The 16,647-nt window shown below is 48.2% G+C and carries 17 protein-coding genes and 1 tRNA gene; all 18 read left to right on the top strand.

Annotation, left to right across the window (positions count from 1 at the left end; all coding sequences use genetic code 11):
• The first annotated feature begins 64 nt into the window (after window positions 1–64).
• The 18 genes from BUC22_RS08110 to gap all read left to right on the top strand — a co-directional run bounded on the left by BUC22_RS08110 (window position 65) and on the right by gap (window position 16,554).
• The gene (locus BUC22_RS08110) at window positions 65–346 is read left to right on the top strand and encodes a GNAT family N-acetyltransferase (protein ID WP_013378981.1); all 282 of its coding nucleotides are present in this window, start codon (window positions 65–67) and stop codon (window positions 344–346) included.
• A 163-nt stretch (window positions 347–509) separates the two neighbouring features.
• Window positions 510–2,825, top strand: a complete 2,316-nt coding sequence (gshAB, locus tag BUC22_RS08115) for a bifunctional glutamate--cysteine ligase GshA/glutathione synthetase GshB (protein ID WP_013378982.1) — start codon at window positions 510–512, stop codon at window positions 2,823–2,825.
• A gap of 41 nt (window positions 2,826–2,866) precedes the next feature.
• Window positions 2,867–3,607 (top strand): acyl-[acyl-carrier-protein] thioesterase, encoded by a 741-nt coding sequence (locus BUC22_RS08120; protein ID WP_013378983.1) that lies wholly within the window; start codon window positions 2,867–2,869, stop codon window positions 3,605–3,607.
• A 2-nt stretch (window positions 3,608–3,609) separates the two neighbouring features.
• Window positions 3,610–4,461: a patatin-like phospholipase family protein gene (locus BUC22_RS08125; RefSeq protein ID WP_013378984.1), complete on the top strand. Its 852-nt coding sequence runs from the start codon at window positions 3,610–3,612 to the stop codon at window positions 4,459–4,461.
• A 144-nt stretch (window positions 4,462–4,605) separates the two neighbouring features.
• Window positions 4,606–6,483 (top strand): 1,4-alpha-glucan branching protein GlgB, encoded by a 1,878-nt coding sequence (gene glgB, locus BUC22_RS08130; RefSeq protein WP_013378985.1) that lies wholly within the window; start codon window positions 4,606–4,608, stop codon window positions 6,481–6,483.
• A 174-nt stretch (window positions 6,484–6,657) separates the two neighbouring features.
• Complete coding sequence (locus BUC22_RS08135) at window positions 6,658–7,899, top strand: GspE/PulE family protein (RefSeq protein WP_013378986.1); 1,242 nt, start codon at window positions 6,658–6,660, stop codon at window positions 7,897–7,899.
• Window positions 7,877–8,959 carry a type II secretion system F family protein gene (locus BUC22_RS08140; protein WP_073382681.1) on the top strand — a complete coding sequence of 361 codons (1,083 nt, stop codon included), beginning with the start codon at window positions 7,877–7,879 and terminating at the stop codon, window positions 8,957–8,959. Before BUC22_RS08135 ends, BUC22_RS08140 begins: the two co-directional genes overlap by 23 nt.
• Before the next feature lie 14 nt (window positions 8,960–8,973).
• Entirely contained in the window at window positions 8,974–9,360 is a 387-nt protein-coding gene (locus tag BUC22_RS22430; RefSeq protein WP_013378988.1) for a competence type IV pilus major pilin ComGC, read from the top strand.
• A gap of 8 nt (window positions 9,361–9,368) precedes the next feature.
• Window positions 9,369–9,833 (top strand): pilus assembly FimT family protein, encoded by a 465-nt coding sequence (locus BUC22_RS08150; protein ID WP_013378989.1) that lies wholly within the window; start codon window positions 9,369–9,371, stop codon window positions 9,831–9,833.
• Complete coding sequence (locus BUC22_RS08155) at window positions 9,826–10,191, top strand: PulJ/GspJ family protein (protein ID WP_041689818.1); 366 nt, start codon at window positions 9,826–9,828, stop codon at window positions 10,189–10,191. The genes BUC22_RS08150 and BUC22_RS08155 overlap by 8 nt, the downstream gene beginning before the upstream one ends.
• Window positions 10,169–10,666: a PulJ/GspJ family protein gene (locus BUC22_RS08160; RefSeq protein ID WP_013378991.1), complete on the top strand. Its 498-nt coding sequence runs from the start codon at window positions 10,169–10,171 to the stop codon at window positions 10,664–10,666. The genes BUC22_RS08155 and BUC22_RS08160 overlap by 23 nt, the downstream gene beginning before the upstream one ends.
• A complete protein-coding gene (locus BUC22_RS08165; RefSeq protein ID WP_013378992.1) occupies window positions 10,663–11,055 on the top strand; it encodes a hypothetical protein in 393 nt (130 codons plus the stop codon). The genes BUC22_RS08160 and BUC22_RS08165 overlap by 4 nt, the downstream gene beginning before the upstream one ends.
• Before the next feature lie 80 nt (window positions 11,056–11,135).
• Window positions 11,136–11,852, top strand: coding sequence for a type I 3-dehydroquinate dehydratase (gene aroD, locus BUC22_RS08170; protein WP_013378993.1), 717 nt, complete (start codon window positions 11,136–11,138; stop codon window positions 11,850–11,852).
• Between the two features lies 1 nt (window position 11,853).
• Window positions 11,854–12,366 (top strand): shikimate kinase, encoded by a 513-nt coding sequence (locus tag BUC22_RS08175; RefSeq protein WP_013378994.1) that lies wholly within the window; start codon window positions 11,854–11,856, stop codon window positions 12,364–12,366.
• 217 nt (window positions 12,367–12,583) lie between these two features.
• Window positions 12,584–12,670 (top strand) — tRNA-Leu (locus tag BUC22_RS08180).
• Between the two features lie 156 nt (window positions 12,671–12,826).
• On the top strand, window positions 12,827–14,239 hold the full coding sequence (gene rpoN / locus BUC22_RS08185; protein ID WP_013378995.1) for an RNA polymerase factor sigma-54: 1,413 nt from the start codon (window positions 12,827–12,829) through the stop codon (window positions 14,237–14,239).
• Window positions 14,240–14,462: 223 nt separating this feature from the next.
• Window positions 14,463–15,512: a sugar-binding transcriptional regulator gene (locus BUC22_RS08190; protein ID WP_013378996.1), complete on the top strand. Its 1,050-nt coding sequence runs from the start codon at window positions 14,463–14,465 to the stop codon at window positions 15,510–15,512.
• Window positions 15,513–15,540: 28 nt separating this feature from the next.
• On the top strand, window positions 15,541–16,554 hold the full coding sequence (gap, locus tag BUC22_RS08195) for a type I glyceraldehyde-3-phosphate dehydrogenase (RefSeq protein WP_013378997.1): 1,014 nt from the start codon (window positions 15,541–15,543) through the stop codon (window positions 16,552–16,554).
• The last annotated feature ends 93 nt before the right edge of the window (window positions 16,555–16,647 follow it).

Below are 16,647 nucleotides of genomic sequence, written 5' to 3' on the forward strand. Positions count from 1 at the left end.
GGTGTTTTATCAAACGGCCAGAGGGTATATAATTTTCAACTGAATTGTGAAAGAAGGTTATAATATGATTGAATATAAAAATGGTGACAACCGCATCTACGCTGTGACTGAAGACGGAACAGAGGTTGGACAAATTGAATTTGTGCCGACCGGAGAGAGCATGTTTATTATCTCACATACAGAAGTGGCAGAAGACATGGGAGGCCTGGGCATTGGAAAAGTGCTGGTCGAAAAGGCGGTACAAAAGGCAAGGGATGAAGACAAAAAAATCATTCCGCTGTGTCCCTTTGCGCGGGCAGAATTTGACAAACACCCTGAATACCGTGAGTTAGAAGCCAACGCATAAAAAGCACCATCCCGGTTTGATCTCTATTAAACCGGGATTTCTTTGTTTGATTTAAGCTTTTTTCAGGTTTAAAACTTAACAGAAGTTGGACTCGTCTTCAATATGCATTCAGGTTGATTTGTGGTATAATAACCAATAAAATTTGAATAATCAAGGTGTAAAAATGAACTTAGATATTTTAAAAAATACATTTACAAGCAACGAACTGCTGACCGGCGATTTTGGTCTGGAACGGGAAGGTCTGCGGGTTACGGAGACAGGAAAGCTCGCCATGACACCGCACCCGGTAATTTTTGGCAACAAGCTGAAAAACCCTTACATCACAACCGATTTTTCAGAAAGCCAGGTGGAGGTCGTTACACCAGCCTATGACACAGTGCCTAAGACCTACGCGGTGCTTGAAGGGCTTTGCGATATTGTCAACAATGAAATCGGGGACGAGTATTTTTGGCCTCAGTCCATGCCCTGCGATATCCCAGAGGATGAGCGTATCCCCATAGCCGTTTATGAGGGAGAAGAGGACGCCGAGGCTGCGATGGCCTACCGGAAAGGGCTGATTGAGCGTTACGGCGGAAAAAAACAACTGATTTCCGGCATTCATTTTAATTTTTCCTTTACGGAACGCTTTATTGATAAGCTGCATGACGCAGTTGCACCTGAGAAACCGCGCAAAGATTTTAAGGATGGCGTGTACCTCAAGCTGGTCCGGAATTATCTGCGCTACCGGTGGATGGTCATCTATCTTTTAGGCTGCAGCTCAGCCCTGCATAAAAGCTATGTACCCGAATGTGTGAGGCAGATGGAGACTGTGGGCGATGACGCCTATGTTTTAAAAACGGGTACTTCCTTTAGAAATTCAGTCTATGGCTATAAAAATAAAATATTTCTTTTTCCAAGCTATCGTACGGTTAAAGAATACACTGAGGATGTTCAAAGCTTTGTGGATAAAGGTTTGATCTCGGCTCCAAAAGAGCTTTACGCCCAGATACGCATGAAGGCAAAGGGCGTGGACAATATTCTGGAATCTCTGGAAGAGGACGGCATTAAGTATCTTGAAATCCGGACGGTCGACCTGAATGTCTTTGATAAATGCGGTATTGCTGAAAAGGATCTGGTGTTTCTTCATCAGTTTATGCTTTACCTGCTGGTTGAGGAAGAATCAGACTATGCAGATTGGCAGAAGGAAGGCCTTGAAAATGAAGAGAAGGTCGCAGCTTTTGGTCTGGATCCTGATCTTATGATCGGTCAGAATGGCAAAGAGGTCTCCATGAAACGCTGGGCCCTTGATATCCTCGAAAAAATGCAGAAGATGGACATTGAGCTGGAGCTCGGAAACAGCGGTGTGCTGAAGGTGATGATCGACCGGGTTATCCATCCCGAGCATACCTATGCCTTCCGGATGGCTGAAATGGTAAAAAAAGAAGGCTATTTAAAAGGGATGATGCGTCTGGCGAAGGCTTATAAAAAAGAAAGCTACGACACCCGGTATCTTTTAAAGGGCTTTGATAACTATGAGCTCTCTACCCAGATTCTCATCAAGGAAGCCATCACCCGGGGTGTGCCGGTTGAGGAGATCGACCCCCAGGATAACTTTATCGGCCTTGGCAAAGGAGATAAAAAAACCTATGTCAAGCAGGCGACCAAGACAGAGCTGGACAATTATATTACAGTCCTCGTTATGGAAAACAAGGTGGTTACCAAAAAAATCATGGCACAGCGGGGTATCCCGGTACCAGCCGGAGAGGAATTCTCAAGCTATGATGAAGCGGCACGGCGCATAGGGCCCTATGTCGGGAAAAGGGTAGTCATCAAGCCAAAATCCACAAATTATGGGCTGGGAATCTGTATTTTTGACCAGGGAGGCAGCGAGAAAGACCTTCTTGAGGCGGTTGAAATTGCCTTTGAATACGACAAGACCGTCATCATCGAGGAATTTATACCGGGGCAGGAATACCGGTTCCTGGTAATCGGCGGGGAGGTGGTCGCTGTACTGAAGCGTGTTCCGGCCAATGTGACGGGCGACGGCATCCACACCATCACTCAGCTGGTCGATGAAAAAAACAGGCACCCCTTCAGAGGCTACGGCTACACCGCACCCCTTAAAAAGATTGAGCTGGACGAACAGACCGAGCTTTATCTAAAACAGCAGGAGCTGAAATTCGGCGATGTGCTGCCCGATGGAAAAACCGTCTATCTGCGGGGTAACTCGAACATCAGCACTGGCGGCGACAGCATTGACATGACTGACGAAATGCCGGACTTCTTTAAACGCGTTGCCGTGGAGGCGGCAGCATCGGTGAAGGCTGTGTTCTGCGGTGTGGATATCATCATTGAAGACTACCGGGACGAAAAATCACCCTTTGGCATCATTGAACTGAATTTTAACCCGAGTACAGATATGCACGCTTACCCTTACCAGGGGACGGAACGGCGTACTGGTGAGTTTATTCTGCGCGCGCTTGGACTCATTGAAAATTAAATCATTCGGCTAATTTTTATAAGGATAAGGAGACAACAGAAGTGGGAATTATTTACGAGAAAAAGCAGAAAATCAACGGCTACGAATGCACCTATAACTACCAGCTGCAGCCCACAGCCGCGCTGAACTATTTTCAACAGACCAGCCAGGAGCAGAGCGAACAGCTCGGCGTGGGGCCGGAGGTTCTGGATGAAATGGGGCTGGCCTGGTTTCTGGTAAAATACAAGCTGCAGTTTCATGAGTACCCGAAGTTTAACGATGAGGTCATGGTGGAGACCGAGGCCATCGCCTTTGATAAATTCGCCGCCCACCGCCGTTTTGCCATCAAATCGCTGGACGGCAGGATGATGGTGGAGGGCGATACGGAATGGATGCTGCAAAACCGCAAGGAAAACCGTTTAGAGCGGCTGAGCAATGTGCCGGAGCTGGACGTTTATGAAAGCGGCCATGAAAACCATTTTAAACTCAAGCGGGTCGCTAAGGTGGAGGAATGGACCGAGTCCAAAAATTTCCAGGTCCGGTACCTGGACATTGATTTTAACAGCCACGTCAACCATGTCAAATACCTGGCGTGGGCGCTGGAGACGCTGCCCCTGGAAAAGGTAAAGGCAGGCGAAATAGAAACCGCGAAGATTATCTACAAAAACCAGGGCTTCTACGGCGACATGATCACCGTGAAATCTGCTGAGATTGATGAAAACACCTACCGGATGGACATCGAAAACCAGGAGGGAATCCTCCTCTGCCAGATTGAAATGACCATGAGGATAAGAGAGGACTGAGCATGAAATTTGAGAAAACAGCGCTGGTGCTGGAGGGCGGCGGCTTCCGAGGCATTTATTCCTCCGGCGTATTGGATTATTTTATGGAAAAATCACTGGAATTCCCGTACATTATCGGTGTTTCCATGGGCGCTATCAACGGCGCGAACTATATATCTGAGCAGCCCGGCCGCAGCTTTGCCATCGCAGAAACCTTTATGCCGGACAAACGGTATATGGGGATGGGGAACCTGCTGAAGGAGGGTAATTTTTTCAGCCGCAGCTTCGCCTATAATGAGCTGCCGAGACGCTATAATATTTTTGATATGAAGACCTACTACAGCGCTGACGTTACCTTCTACCTGACCGCCACCGACTGCGAGACCGGGGAGGCCCGCTATTTTGAGAAGATGGAGGGCGATGTGGCAGAGCTTATTGCCGCGTCCACCTCGCTGCCGTTCATGAGCCAGATGGTGGAAATCGACGGGAAGCCCTACATGGATGGGGGGATCGCGGATTCTGTCCCGGTCCAGCGGGCCCTTTCAGACGGCAATGAGAAGGCTGTTCTGGTATTAACCCGTGAAAAGGGCTACCGCAAGGAGCCCTATGGCCACGAACGGATGGTACGCTCCTATTACCGGAAGCACCCGGCCTTTGCTGAGGGCATTCTAAACCGCCACCTGTTCTACAATGAAACCATGGATTTGATTGATGCGCTGGAGGCCGAGGGGAAAATTTATGTGCTGCGTCCAGAGAACCCCATCGAGACAAAGGTGATCGACCGCAACCCTGAGGGTGTCCAGAAAAGCTATAGAATTGGCTATGACCAGGCAAAGGCGGAGTGGGATGCGCTCATGGCCTATCTGGAAAAATAAGAAAACGCAGATTGAACCCTGCAAAAGGCAGCGCCAGAACACACTCTGGCGCTGCCTTTTTTTGACACTTCGGGCGTTTTGACAGTAGACGGGCCGCTGTTTTTCCAATATAATTGTAAGTAATAAACAGGGGAGGGCAACATCATGGAAATGCATGATTTTTATATTGGGAAGGCCTTTGACGCCTACGATTATTTTGGCGCGCACCGTTTTGAGAAGAACGGACGTGAGGGCTTTGTTTTCAGAGTATACGCGCCGGGGGCAGAGGCGGTAACGCTGATCGGGGAGTTTAACGGCTGGCAGGATACACCCATGGAGCCCTTTGGCACAGGAGGGGTCTATGAGTGCTTTGTGGAAAACGCCAGAGCCGGCATGCTCTACAAATACCGGATTCACCAGACGGACGGGCGTGTGCTCGACCGGGCAGACCCTTATGGCTACGCCATGGAGCTGAGACCAAATTCCGCGTCGGTTTTAGTAGACCTGGACTATGCTTTTAAAGACGCGGCATGGCTTCAAAGAAGAGCGGAACGCCCGCATTATAACGAGCCGATGAGCATTTATGAGATGCATTTTGGCTCCTGGCGGCGCAAGGCGGAGGAGGGTCCGGCGGGCTGGTACAGCTATGAGGCGCTGTGCGGCCAGCTTCTTGACTATGTGCAGAAGCATGGCTTTACCCATGTCGAATTCCTGCCGCTGACCGAGTATCCCGCTGACGAGTCCTGGGGATACCAGGTGTCAGGCTTTTACAGCGCGACCTCCCGCTACGGCGCGCCGGCAGAGCTGCAGTACCTCATTGATACCTTTCATCAGGCGGGTATCGGAGTGATCCTGGATTTCGTCCCGGTGCATTTTGCCACCAACGATTATGCCTTAACGCAGTTTGATGGCTCTGCGCTGTATGAGTATCCGGATGCAGATACAGGCTACAGTGAGTGGGGCTCTTATAATTTTAATTTTTACCGGGGAGAGGTGCGGAGCTTTCTTCAGTCGGCGGCAGCCTTCTGGATCGAGAAATATCATTTTGACGGCCTGCGGATGGACGCCATCAGCAATGCCTTGTACTGGCAGGGTGACGCCGCCCGCGGAGCCAATGAGGGGGCGGTTGAGTTCATCCAGGGCATGAATGAGGGCCTGGCAGAGCGCTATCCCGGCGTGCTGCGCATGGCGGAGGATTCCACCAATTTTTTAAAGGTAACAGCCCCGGTGAAATACGGCGGGCTGGGCTTTGACTACAAGTGGGACATGGGGTGGATGAACGATACCCTGAATTTTATGAAGATTCATCCAGATGACCGCAAAGACCATATGGGCAGGCTGGCCTTTTCCATGCACTATTTCTACAATGAACTCTATATGCTGCCATTCTCCCACGATGAGGTGGTACATGGGAAAGGCACCATTCTGGACAAAATGAACGGCAGCTATGAAGAAAAATTTGAGCAGGCACGCCTGCTGTATCTCTATATGTTTACCCACCCTGGCAAAAAGCTGAACTTTATGGGGAATGAGCTGGGACACTTCAGAGAGTGGGACGAGGCCCGCGAGCTGGACTGGGACCTGCTTAAGTACCCTGCTCATCAGGAATTCTTTGACTACTTTTCAGCCTTAAACCAGTTTTACAAGAGGTGCCCGGCACTCTATGAAAATGATTACCACAGCGGTTGTTTTTCCTTTGTTCCGGTTAAAACAAAAGGAACGGCTGTGCTGGCTTACCGGCGCGCCGCTGGCGGACAGGAGCTGCTGACAGTGCTCAATTTTGCCGCGAAGCCCATTGAGGAGCTGGTCCTTGAGATGACAGACCGCGTAAAAATTAAAGAAATTTTCAACACTGGCAATAATAGTAAAAGAAGCGCCTATGAGTTAAAAACACAGAAGGGCAGTTTGATGACTAAACCACATCACATTGAAAAAGTAAAAAAAACAAAAAGCGCAGATGTAAAGCCAGGAGCGGAGCATTCATATCCGTTGAAAATGGCACTGGAAGGCTTTGAGGGAATCGTTTTTGAGATTATAAAGTAGAAAACAGCCAACAGGAGAAATAATCACTTCTGTTGGCTGCTTTTTTAACCTGACAAAATAATAAACTATTATGCAATATAATAAAATCGTTGACAAAAAATAGAATGTCCTGTATGATGAGATATAAGCAGTCAAATAATTGAGAAATGATTATATTTTAACAAGAGGGCCGATGTGAAATACAGATTTTGGAGTGTGGAAAAGAAAGCAGTCTCTGAGCAGGGACAGGATGAGCCTCAGGACAATCGCTTTGTAAAGCTTGTCAACAGCATTATCCGCTTTGCGGTACAGAAAAAAGCCTCGGATATCCATTTTGAGGTGCTCAACCCGGAAAAAATGCGGGTGCGTATCCGTATCGACGGCGAGCTGATCACAACCATGGAGGTTGCCAAAAAGGATTATCTTGGTATGATCAGCCGGATAAAGATTCTATCCGGGCTCGATATTTCAGAGAAACGAAGGCCGCAGGACGGTAGCTTCTGTTTCGAGACAGAGGGCAGGAAGATCGACCTGCGTGTGTCGGTGGTACCGACTGTTTACAGCGAGAAAGTGGTGCTTCGGATTCTGGACGCCCAGACCTTCTTGATTTCAGTGAGAGACCTTGGACTTTCGTTTGAAAATGAGCAGAGAGTAAGGGGAATGCTCAATCAGGCCAACGGACTGCTGCTGGTGACCGGTCCGACGGGGTGCGGAAAGACGACGACGCTGTACAGTCTTCTGAAGGAGAAAAATACACAGGCGCTCAACATTATCACGATTGAGGACCCGGTCGAATTTCACCTGGAGGGCATTAATCAGATACCAGTGAATGAGCGGATTGGCCTTGGGTTCGGCGAAGGGCTGCGGGCTGTTTTGAGGCAGGACCCCAACGTTATCATGGTCGGTGAAATCCGGGATGAGGAGACTGCGGCCACCGCTGTGCGCGCGGCCATTACCGGGCATCTGGTGTTGTCGACCCTGCACACCAACGACGCATTGTCAACCGTTACCCGCCTGTTGGATATGGGCGCAGCAGACTATCTGCTGTCCACAGCGCTGCGGGGCATTATCGCCCAGAGGCTTTTAAGAAAGCTGTGCCCGCACTGCCGAAAAGCCTATAAAACAACCGAAACGGAGCGTGGACTCTTTGCCTTTGAAAAAGAGCAGGTGCTGTACCGCGCGGCCGGCTGTGAAAAATGCCGGCACACCGGCTATCTGGGGAGAAAGGGGGTTTTTGAAGTGCTGTGTCTTAACCAGAACCTGAGAGAGGCCATTCATTCCGGCGCTTCCTATGAGCAGTTCCTTGGTCTTGCGCGTGGCAGCGGGCTGGTTCAGTTTTCAGAGCTTGTCCGAAATGAAATTTTAAACGGTGTCACCGATGTGACAGAAGGGCTGAGGGTAATGAGTTATGGAAATGATGAAACCAGCATGGCTTAGAGCAGTGGCGTTTAAATCAGGGCGTGTGAGGATGCTTGGGCTATTCTGCAGACAGATGGCCATTACGCTTTCAGCAGGAGTTTCGATTATCGACGCTCTGGAGCTGTCCGGAAGGGAGCATAAAAACAGCGGCTTCGGAGAAGCAGTCCTGCAGGTTAAGATATTGGTGAAGCATGGGAATAGTTTCTCAGAAGCGCTGCGTTCATTTCCAAAGGTTTTTCCGGAGCTCATGGTCCAGATGGTGCGTTCGGGTGAAATGAGTGGCTGTATGGATCTGGTCATGGAAAATCTTGGTATTTACTATGAAGGGCAGGCTGACCTGAGGAGCAGAATCGCTCAGGCTTTCTTCTATCCGTCGCTGGTGATGGTGGTGGCTGTAGGGGTGGTGATGTACCTTATGGCAGGCGTTCTGCCAGTCTTTGTGGAAATATTTGAAAGTATGGAGGCAGAGCTTCCGCTGACCACCGAAATCCTCATGGGTGTCAGCACAGCGCTGATCTCCAGCGGTGGATGGATACTGCTGGCGGTTTTACTGCTGCTGGCAGCGGGCCAGGCGGCGGTCAGACAAGAGGTCGGCGCGCTGGCAAGGGATCGCCTTTTGTTGCGGCTTCCGTGGGCCGGGCAGTTCATGCAGCTGATGGAAGGCGTGCGCTTTGCGGATGCCATGGCCATTATGGTAAGCAGCGGTATTGATATGATCAGCGCGCTGGAAATCGCCGGTAAAATTTTGGGAAACCGTGTCATGCGCCGTAGAATAAACGCAGTGCGGGAAGCGGTAAGGCGTGGAGCGGCTTTGTCCGACAGCCTGGCAGAGGCAGGAATCTTTGACCGGCGCTTTGTCCAGATGATCCGCATTGGCGAGAGCTCGGGAACCATGGAGCAGGTGCTCACAAAGGTTTCGGTCTATTATAACGACGAGATCAATCGGAAAATCAGGAAAATGACCGCACTGCTGGAACCAGTGGTACTGCTTGTGGTTGGCGGTCTGGTATTCTTTATCATGGCGTCGGTCATGCAGCCGGTATTTGAAATTTATTCGGGTTATTCCGAGTTGGTATGAGTAAGGGGGAAAGAATGAAAAAACTAAAGAAACAGATTGTGGAAAAATACGGCTTCACCCTCATTGAGCTGATCATTGTGCTGGCGATATTAGGAATGCTGGCAGCGCTGGCGATTCCGCAGTTTTCCAAGGTGTTGGATAATTCGGGTATAAAGACAGACCAGGCAAACTTATCGATTGTCCAGACTGCTCTGGAGGTTTATAAGGCGGATAATAATGGCAGCTTACCAACGTTGACAGAAGGAGAGGGCGACACTTTTGACAAGCTTGTCAGCGCGCTGAAAACAGCCGGATATCTGAAAACAGACAAAATCGAAGAACAGTCCGGCGGCAGCTTTACCTATGAAAACGGTGAGGTCGGATTTACACCAAAATCGACAGAGCCTTCTCCGGGTAGCTGACAGGAAAAATGGCCCATCAAGGAGGACACACCCTGATCGAGCTGATCATCACCCTTTCCGTTTTGGGCTTTGCCCTGACGGTGACCGCAGGGTTGGGGTATTCGGTGACAGAGGGAAACGCGAAGCGGGCTGCCGGGGCAGAGTATGAGCAGGTGCTCGACACGGTTTTAAAAAGCCGCGATGCAGCTGTGATGTCCGGCGATAAATACGGCACAATGGTAAAGCTCTATAAAAATCATGTGGACATTATTGAGTTTGATCCGGATAGGCGGGAAATGGTGGTTACACAGTCTGTACAGCTCAGGCAGTGCCGGATTACCTGGAATCTGGTCCAGAACGAGATTGTTTTCAGCGGGGCGGGCGTGGTTAACCGCGGCGGTACAGTTACCTTTTACCGCAACGACCAGGCGGAGAAATACCTGATTATACAGCCGGTCACAGGGAGGATTTATTTAAGTGATAAAAATGTCTGATACACGCGGCTTCAGCCTGATTGAGGCAGTGGTAGCCATTGCAGTACTGGGTGTGGGAATTGTGTCTGTTTTTACCATTTACCACACAGTGATCATTGGGCAAAGGGTTTCCGAGGGGATACTGGAGCAGAGCCTTAATATCAACGGAATTGTAAACGAAATACGCACCGGAATCCCTGCCGGAAGGACAGAACAGGCCTTTGAGCAGGAAATCGCAGCCATTGTCACAAAGCATCCGGGCTGGCAGGTTGAAGTGCGTCCCTCCACCCGTCCTTCAGGGCTTTATGAGTTACAGCTGAGCTATGAGGCGGCCGGCAGAAAGAAAAAGGTTTTTTATGCGAAAGTGGTTTACCCGTAGAAGGGAGGGCTATACGCTGGTCGAAGTGCTGACCGGGCTCTTTATCACGTCGATGGTGCTGGTGCTGCTTGTGACCTCTCTTCAATTCGGAGGGGAGATAGCTGGAAAAATCACAGGTAAAATGATCCGCGGCCAGGAGAGCAGACGAGCCTGTCTGTTTTTGCAGAAGCAGCTCTCAAAATCCAGGGAGATTTTTGTAAAGGATGGCCGGGTGTATCTACAGGATATGGAAAATCTGGATTATTATAATTTTTATACCATTGAGGCGTCCGGAACGGTTTACCGGAATAAGGTGGACAAAGTAAAGCTGGAACCCATCAAGACTGGCGGAAAAAGCCAGCTAATCCACAATGCCGTCCATTTTGAGCTTAAGCTCGAGGAAAAAAACGCAGTGCGGCTGATCATAGAATTTATAAAGGAAGAACCGGCAGTGGATGTCCGGTTTTATTATCCGAATGAGGTGTTGTTGAGATGAATCATAAAGGCTACGCGCTCCCCCTTGTACTCATCGTTCTGGCGCTGTTGTTTACTGTTGCGGCGGCGCTGCTGGGGCAGATGCGGAATCAGCTGGAGGCCAATCAGGATTACCGTGATTATCAGATCTGTATCCTGGTGGTGGAGAATGCCTTTGCCGAAGCGGAGGCTGAGCTCAACGCGGATTTTGACTATACAGGAACAGGCGGCTGGAGGAATGAAGATAACGGCGGACGCTACAATATTGAGGTGACAACGGTGTCTGGGCAGGAACGGTCGGTGAGGGTGACCGCCCAGGTCAAGGCCTATAAAAAGGTCTTTCAGGGAAAAGGAACCATCGACGAAAATACCCGAAAGCTCAGCGGTATGAGCTATTATATGGAGAAATAGGGCTGGATACACTGCGCAAAATCATCTATAATAGAAGTAACACGTATCCGTGAATCTAAAATGATTTAGAGGGAAGTAAAATGTTAAGTAAAAACCAGTTTGTTACCTGTATTCCGTTAGTATCGGATAATGAAGAGGACCTGTACCGCGAGATTGACGAGGCACTGGCCCAAAAGCCAGATTATCTGGAATGGCGCCGGGATTATTTTCTGGAAGACGATTATGAGCAGGAGCGGAGGATTTTAAGAAGAATCCGAAACCTGGGTGTAAGCCTTATTTATACCTTCCGCGATGTGAAGGAGGGTGGATTCCGGCATGTTTTAAATGAGGATCGCTGGAAGCACATTGCCAATGCGGCCAAGTCCAACGCAGTTACCTATATTGACGTTGAGCTCAACAGCAGCGAGGAATATTTTGAAGCGGTCAAACAGGTGGTGAAATCCACTCAGAGCCAGCTGATGATTTCTTTTCACGACTTTGCTAAAACCGGCTCCTACGATGAAATCATTTCTATTTTTGACAAAATGGAGGAAAAAGGAGCTGACGCCTTTAAACTTGCTCTGTACGCAAGGGATAAAGTCGATTTTAAGACCGCTTCAGCGGCTGGTGGCACCTACAGCTTGAAAACAGACAAGCCCATGATCATGATCTCCATGGGCGAGAAGGGACGCCTGTCCAGAATTCTTCCGGAAGTGATGGGGGGCTGCCTGACCTTTGCCTCAGGTGTCAAGGCTACCGCGCCGGGACAGATTACGCTGGAAGACATTTTAAAATTGCGGGAGACCCTCGGCGTATAATATGGAAAAGAAGAACATTGCACTGATCGGTTATATGGGAACGGGCAAGACCACCATCGGTAAACGCCTGGCCAGTAGACTGGGCCTGTCCTTTGTGGATACCGACGCCTATATTGAAAAGCAGCAGGGAAAAAGTATCTCCCGAATATTTGAGCAGGAGGGAGAGCCAGCCTTCAGAAGGATGGAGGAGACAGTGCTGGAGACTCTGGTGGAAGAAGAGAACCTCTTGATTTCGACCGGTGGCGGGATTGTCCTGAGTGAGCAGAACCGGAAGCTGCTAAAAGAGCGGACCTTCCTGGTAACCCTGACCGCGTCGCCTGGAGCGATTTACAGCCGGGTACGGGGAAATACGGACCGCCCGCTGCTTCAGGAGGCAGATCCCTACCAGAAGATTGTGGATATGCTGGAAGCCAGGAAACCCTACTATGAGATCGGCGATATCATTATCCCAACGGATGAATTATCAGAGAAAATTTGTATTGAACGGATTGTAGAGGCATATCAAAAAAGTTGAAATTTATTTTGATTTTTGTTTGAATTTTAATTTAGAGTATGCTATTATATTAAGCGTACTCGCTGTGCGGGTATTCTTTATAATAGCATGCTTTATATGCCGAAGTGATGGAATTGGCATAAGCAGAGAACCCAAATCTGTGATTTGGTGTGAATCGCTTAGTCGGGGACGTTGCAGAGGCCGCTATTGAAGATAAAATTCAACTTTTATTTTATAAGCCGAAGTGATGGAATTGGCAGACGTGCTGGACTCAAAATCCAGTGGTAGCAATACCGTGCGGGTTCGACCCCCGCCTTCGGCACCACTTTGTCTATGACTTACAGATCTGTGATTTTTTGCGGGTCTGTTTTTTTATGGCCTGCCTTTACTGTGTTTCGGGATGGATCGCTCAGGTGCTGTAAGAACGATTGCACTTTTTTACCTGAGATGATATACTTTGAAGGAGAAGAGGGGATAAAGAATGAATATTAAGGTTGATTTAAATTTAAAACAGACACAAAAATTAGTGATGACAACCGAAATGAAGCAGGCGATCGAGATATTGCAGCTGACTTCTATGGAGCTAAACAACCTTATTGATAAGGAGCTTCTGGAAAACCCCATGCTGGAATTTAACGACAGTCCGATGGAATCCATGGAGGTTGTCAAAGACGATGCAGCTAAAAAAGAGGAAAGCAAGGATCAGATTGAGTGGGACGACTATTTCCAGAATATGCAGTCCACAGAATTCAGAAATACGCCGTCATCCACCTATGATCCCGACGATGAGTTTAATTTTGAGAAGTTTTCCTATTATGAAACCACACTCAACGAGTATCTGCTGCTCCAGTTTCACGTGCTTTCTGAAGATTTAACAGAAACAGAAAACCTGATCGGGGAATACCTGATCGACTGCATTGACGACAACGGCTATCTGCTCATTGATATGGACTATATCTGCGATATCCTGGGCGTAACGCAGGATGTTGTCGAAAAGCTCATCGGAATCATACAACAATTTGATCCCGCCGGGGTCGGTGCAAGGGACATCAAGGAATGTCTGCTGATCCAGCTGCGTCAGGAGGGCTACGACGATGAGGAATATGAAAATCTTGTCAACAATTATCTGACCGATCTGGCCGAAAACCAGTTCAAGCGGGTCAGCCAGGAAACAGGCATTTCCACCTCGGAACTGGCGGAGTTCAAAGAGCTGATAAAAACCCTGGAACCCAAGCCAGGACGCCAGTTCACCAATTTTGACGGTGTGAAGTACATTATTCCGGACGGCAGCATTGAGTGGATTGACAATGAGCTGGTGGTCCAGATCAATGATATTTCAGCCCCGCGGCTTCAGATCAACTCCTTTTATCAGGGAATGCTGAAGACACGGAATGAAAATGAAGATACCAAAAAATATATTGAGAAAAAGCTGGATTCAGCAGCCTTTCTCATTAAAAGCATCGAGCAGCGCCGGGATACGATTCGCAAGGTCATCGAGGCCATTGCCCACTACCAGGAAAATTTCTTCAGGGAAGGGGTAGAGGATCTTAAGCCGCTGACGCTCAAGGCCATTGCAGACATGATCGAAGTGCACGAATCCACGGTCAGCCGTGCCATCCGTGGAAAATATGTCCAGACACCAAAGGGGACCTTCTCGTTGAAGTTCTTTTTTAAACGGGGATTCTCCCAGGGAGCGGACGATGTATCATCAGAGGCCATCAAGCAGAAAATACAGTCCTTTGTGGACGCTGAGGATAAGCGTAAGCCGCTGAGCGACCAGAAAATCGTTGAAATGCTCAAGGAGCAGGGGGTTGATGTGGCCCGCAGGACCATCGCCAAATACCGGGAAGCACTCAATATACTTCCATCTTCGAAGCGCAAGCAGTTTCGATAAAGACATCACAAACCGGTTGTAGCGGATACAGCCGGTTTTTTTATGTTTTAAATTTAACAATGTAAAAAAATGAATGTTTTATGGGCTGAATTAAGGATTTTTCAAGGCTTTCATTTTAATTTTTTTTTAACTTGAAATATCTTCAGAATTGGTATATAATAAATTTGTCCCAGCGGGAACAAAAATGAACAGACAAGTTTAAAGACGGAATGGAAGTGAAAAGTTGTCAAGCGAAAACATAAAAATCAGCAAAGAGTTAGTTGACCTGCAGCGTTTGGTTGTGCCGGAAATCGGCTCACTGATTGAGATGCGCTACAACATTCTGTCAACAATCAAAAGCGAAGAGCCGATCGGGAGACGAAATCTTGCTTTCGTTCTCGATATGAGTGAGCGCCAGGTGCGGAATGAAATTGATTTTCTCCAGGCCCAGAAGCTTGTCCAGGTAGAACGCCAGGGCGTTGTCCTGACAGAGCTTGGCCGCAAGATCATCATTCAGCTCAAGCGTATGCTTTACACCTATAATGGTCTTGAGCAGCTTGAGCGTGAGCTGGAGGAAAAGCTGCATCTGAAAAAAGCCATTGTTTCCCCGGGCGACATGGATATGAACTATCAGGTTCTGAAATTCATGGGCCGTTCAGGCGCCCGCTATGTGTTGTCCATCATGAAATACAAGGACATCCTGGCATTGACTGGCGGCGCCAGCACCGCAGCCATTGCAGAGCAGATGAAGGAAGCCTTTTATCCGGATGTCTATGTGATTCCGGCAAGGGGCGGAATTGGCAAAAGCCACTCCACCCAGGCCAACAACGTCGTTGCTGAAATGGGGCTTAAGCTCCACGCGAATTATGAGCTGCTGCATTTACCCGATAACATCGACAACCGCCTTTTGGAAGCCCTGAAGGATTACCCGGAGATTAAACGGGTATTTAATAAAATGGATGACATTGACATTTTCGTCTTTGGCATCGGACGGGCAGATGTTCTGGCAGACTGGCGGAATATGAAGGAAAGCGAAAAGCAGGCCCTGCTCGACAAGGGCGCTGTGGGCGAAGCCTTCGGACATTATTTCGATATTGACGGAAACGTGGTTTCCCCGTCCAGTACCATCGGGATCAGCATTGAAAATTATAACCGTATCCAGCATGTGATTGCGATATCGGGCGGCGAGAGCAAAGCCGACGCCATTATAGGGGTCAGCCGCGTTAAGCCGAATATGGTGTTAATAACGGATGAAAGCGCTGCAAAAGAGATCATCCGTAAGTTAAATAAATAAGTATTATATTTTTAAGGAGGCAGATAAAATGTCTGTAAAAGTTGCAATTAATGGTTTTGGTAGAATTGGTCGTCTGGCATTCAGACAGATGTTTGGTGCTGAAGGTTATGAAGTAGTAGCTATCAACGACTTAACAAGCCCAAGAATGTTAGCTCATTTATTAAAATATGACTCAGCTCAGGGTACCTATGCTTTAGCTGATAAGGTAGAAGCTAAGGAAGATTCTATCGTTGTTGATGGTAAAGAAATCAAAATCTATGCAGAAGCAGATCCTGCAAAATTACCATGGGGCGAAATCGGTGTAGACGTTGTTCTGGAATGTACTGGTTTCTTCGCTTCTAAAGACAAAGCGATGGCTCATGTAAATGCAGGCGCCAAGAAAGTTGTTATCTCCGCTCCGGCAGGCAACGATCTTCCAACCATCGTTTTCGGTGTTAATGAAGGAACATTAACGAAAGATGATCAGGTTATTTCTGCTGCATCTTGTACAACAAACTGCTTAGCTCCAATGGCGGATACCTTAAATAAATTAGCTAAGATCAGAAAAGGCTACATGACCACCGTTCACGCTTACACCGGCGACCAGATGACCTTAGACGGACCTCAGAGAAAAGGTGATTTAAGAAGAGCTCGTGCTGCAGCTGTAAACATCGTTCCAAACTCTACCGGTGCTGCTAAAGCAATCGGTCTGGTTATCCCAGAATTAAAGGGTGTTTTAGACGGTGGCGCACAGCGTGTTCCAGTTCCGACAGGTTCTTTAACACAGTTAGTTGCTGTTGTTGAAGGTGCTGTAACAGCTGAACAGGTTAACGAAGCAATGAAAAAAGCTGCTGACCAGTCCTTTGGTTACACTGAAGAAGAATTAGTATCTTCTGATATCATTGGTATTACCTATGGTTCTTTATTCGATGCTACTCAGACCACTGTTATGGACATGGGCAACAACGAAACCTTAGTAAAAGTTGTTTCCTGGTATGACAATGAAAACTCTTACACAAGCCAGATGGTAAGAACAATCAAATACTTCTCTGAACTTGCTTAATTCGATTTATTTATAAAAAACTACATAATAACAAGTACTAAATCTGCCCCTACCGGTAGATTTTAAAACGGGGGGTCACGCGACCCCCTTTTT

Source organism: Eubacterium callanderi (assembly GCF_900142645.1).
Taxonomy (GTDB): Bacteria; Bacillota; Clostridia; order Eubacteriales; family Eubacteriaceae; genus Eubacterium; species Eubacterium callanderi.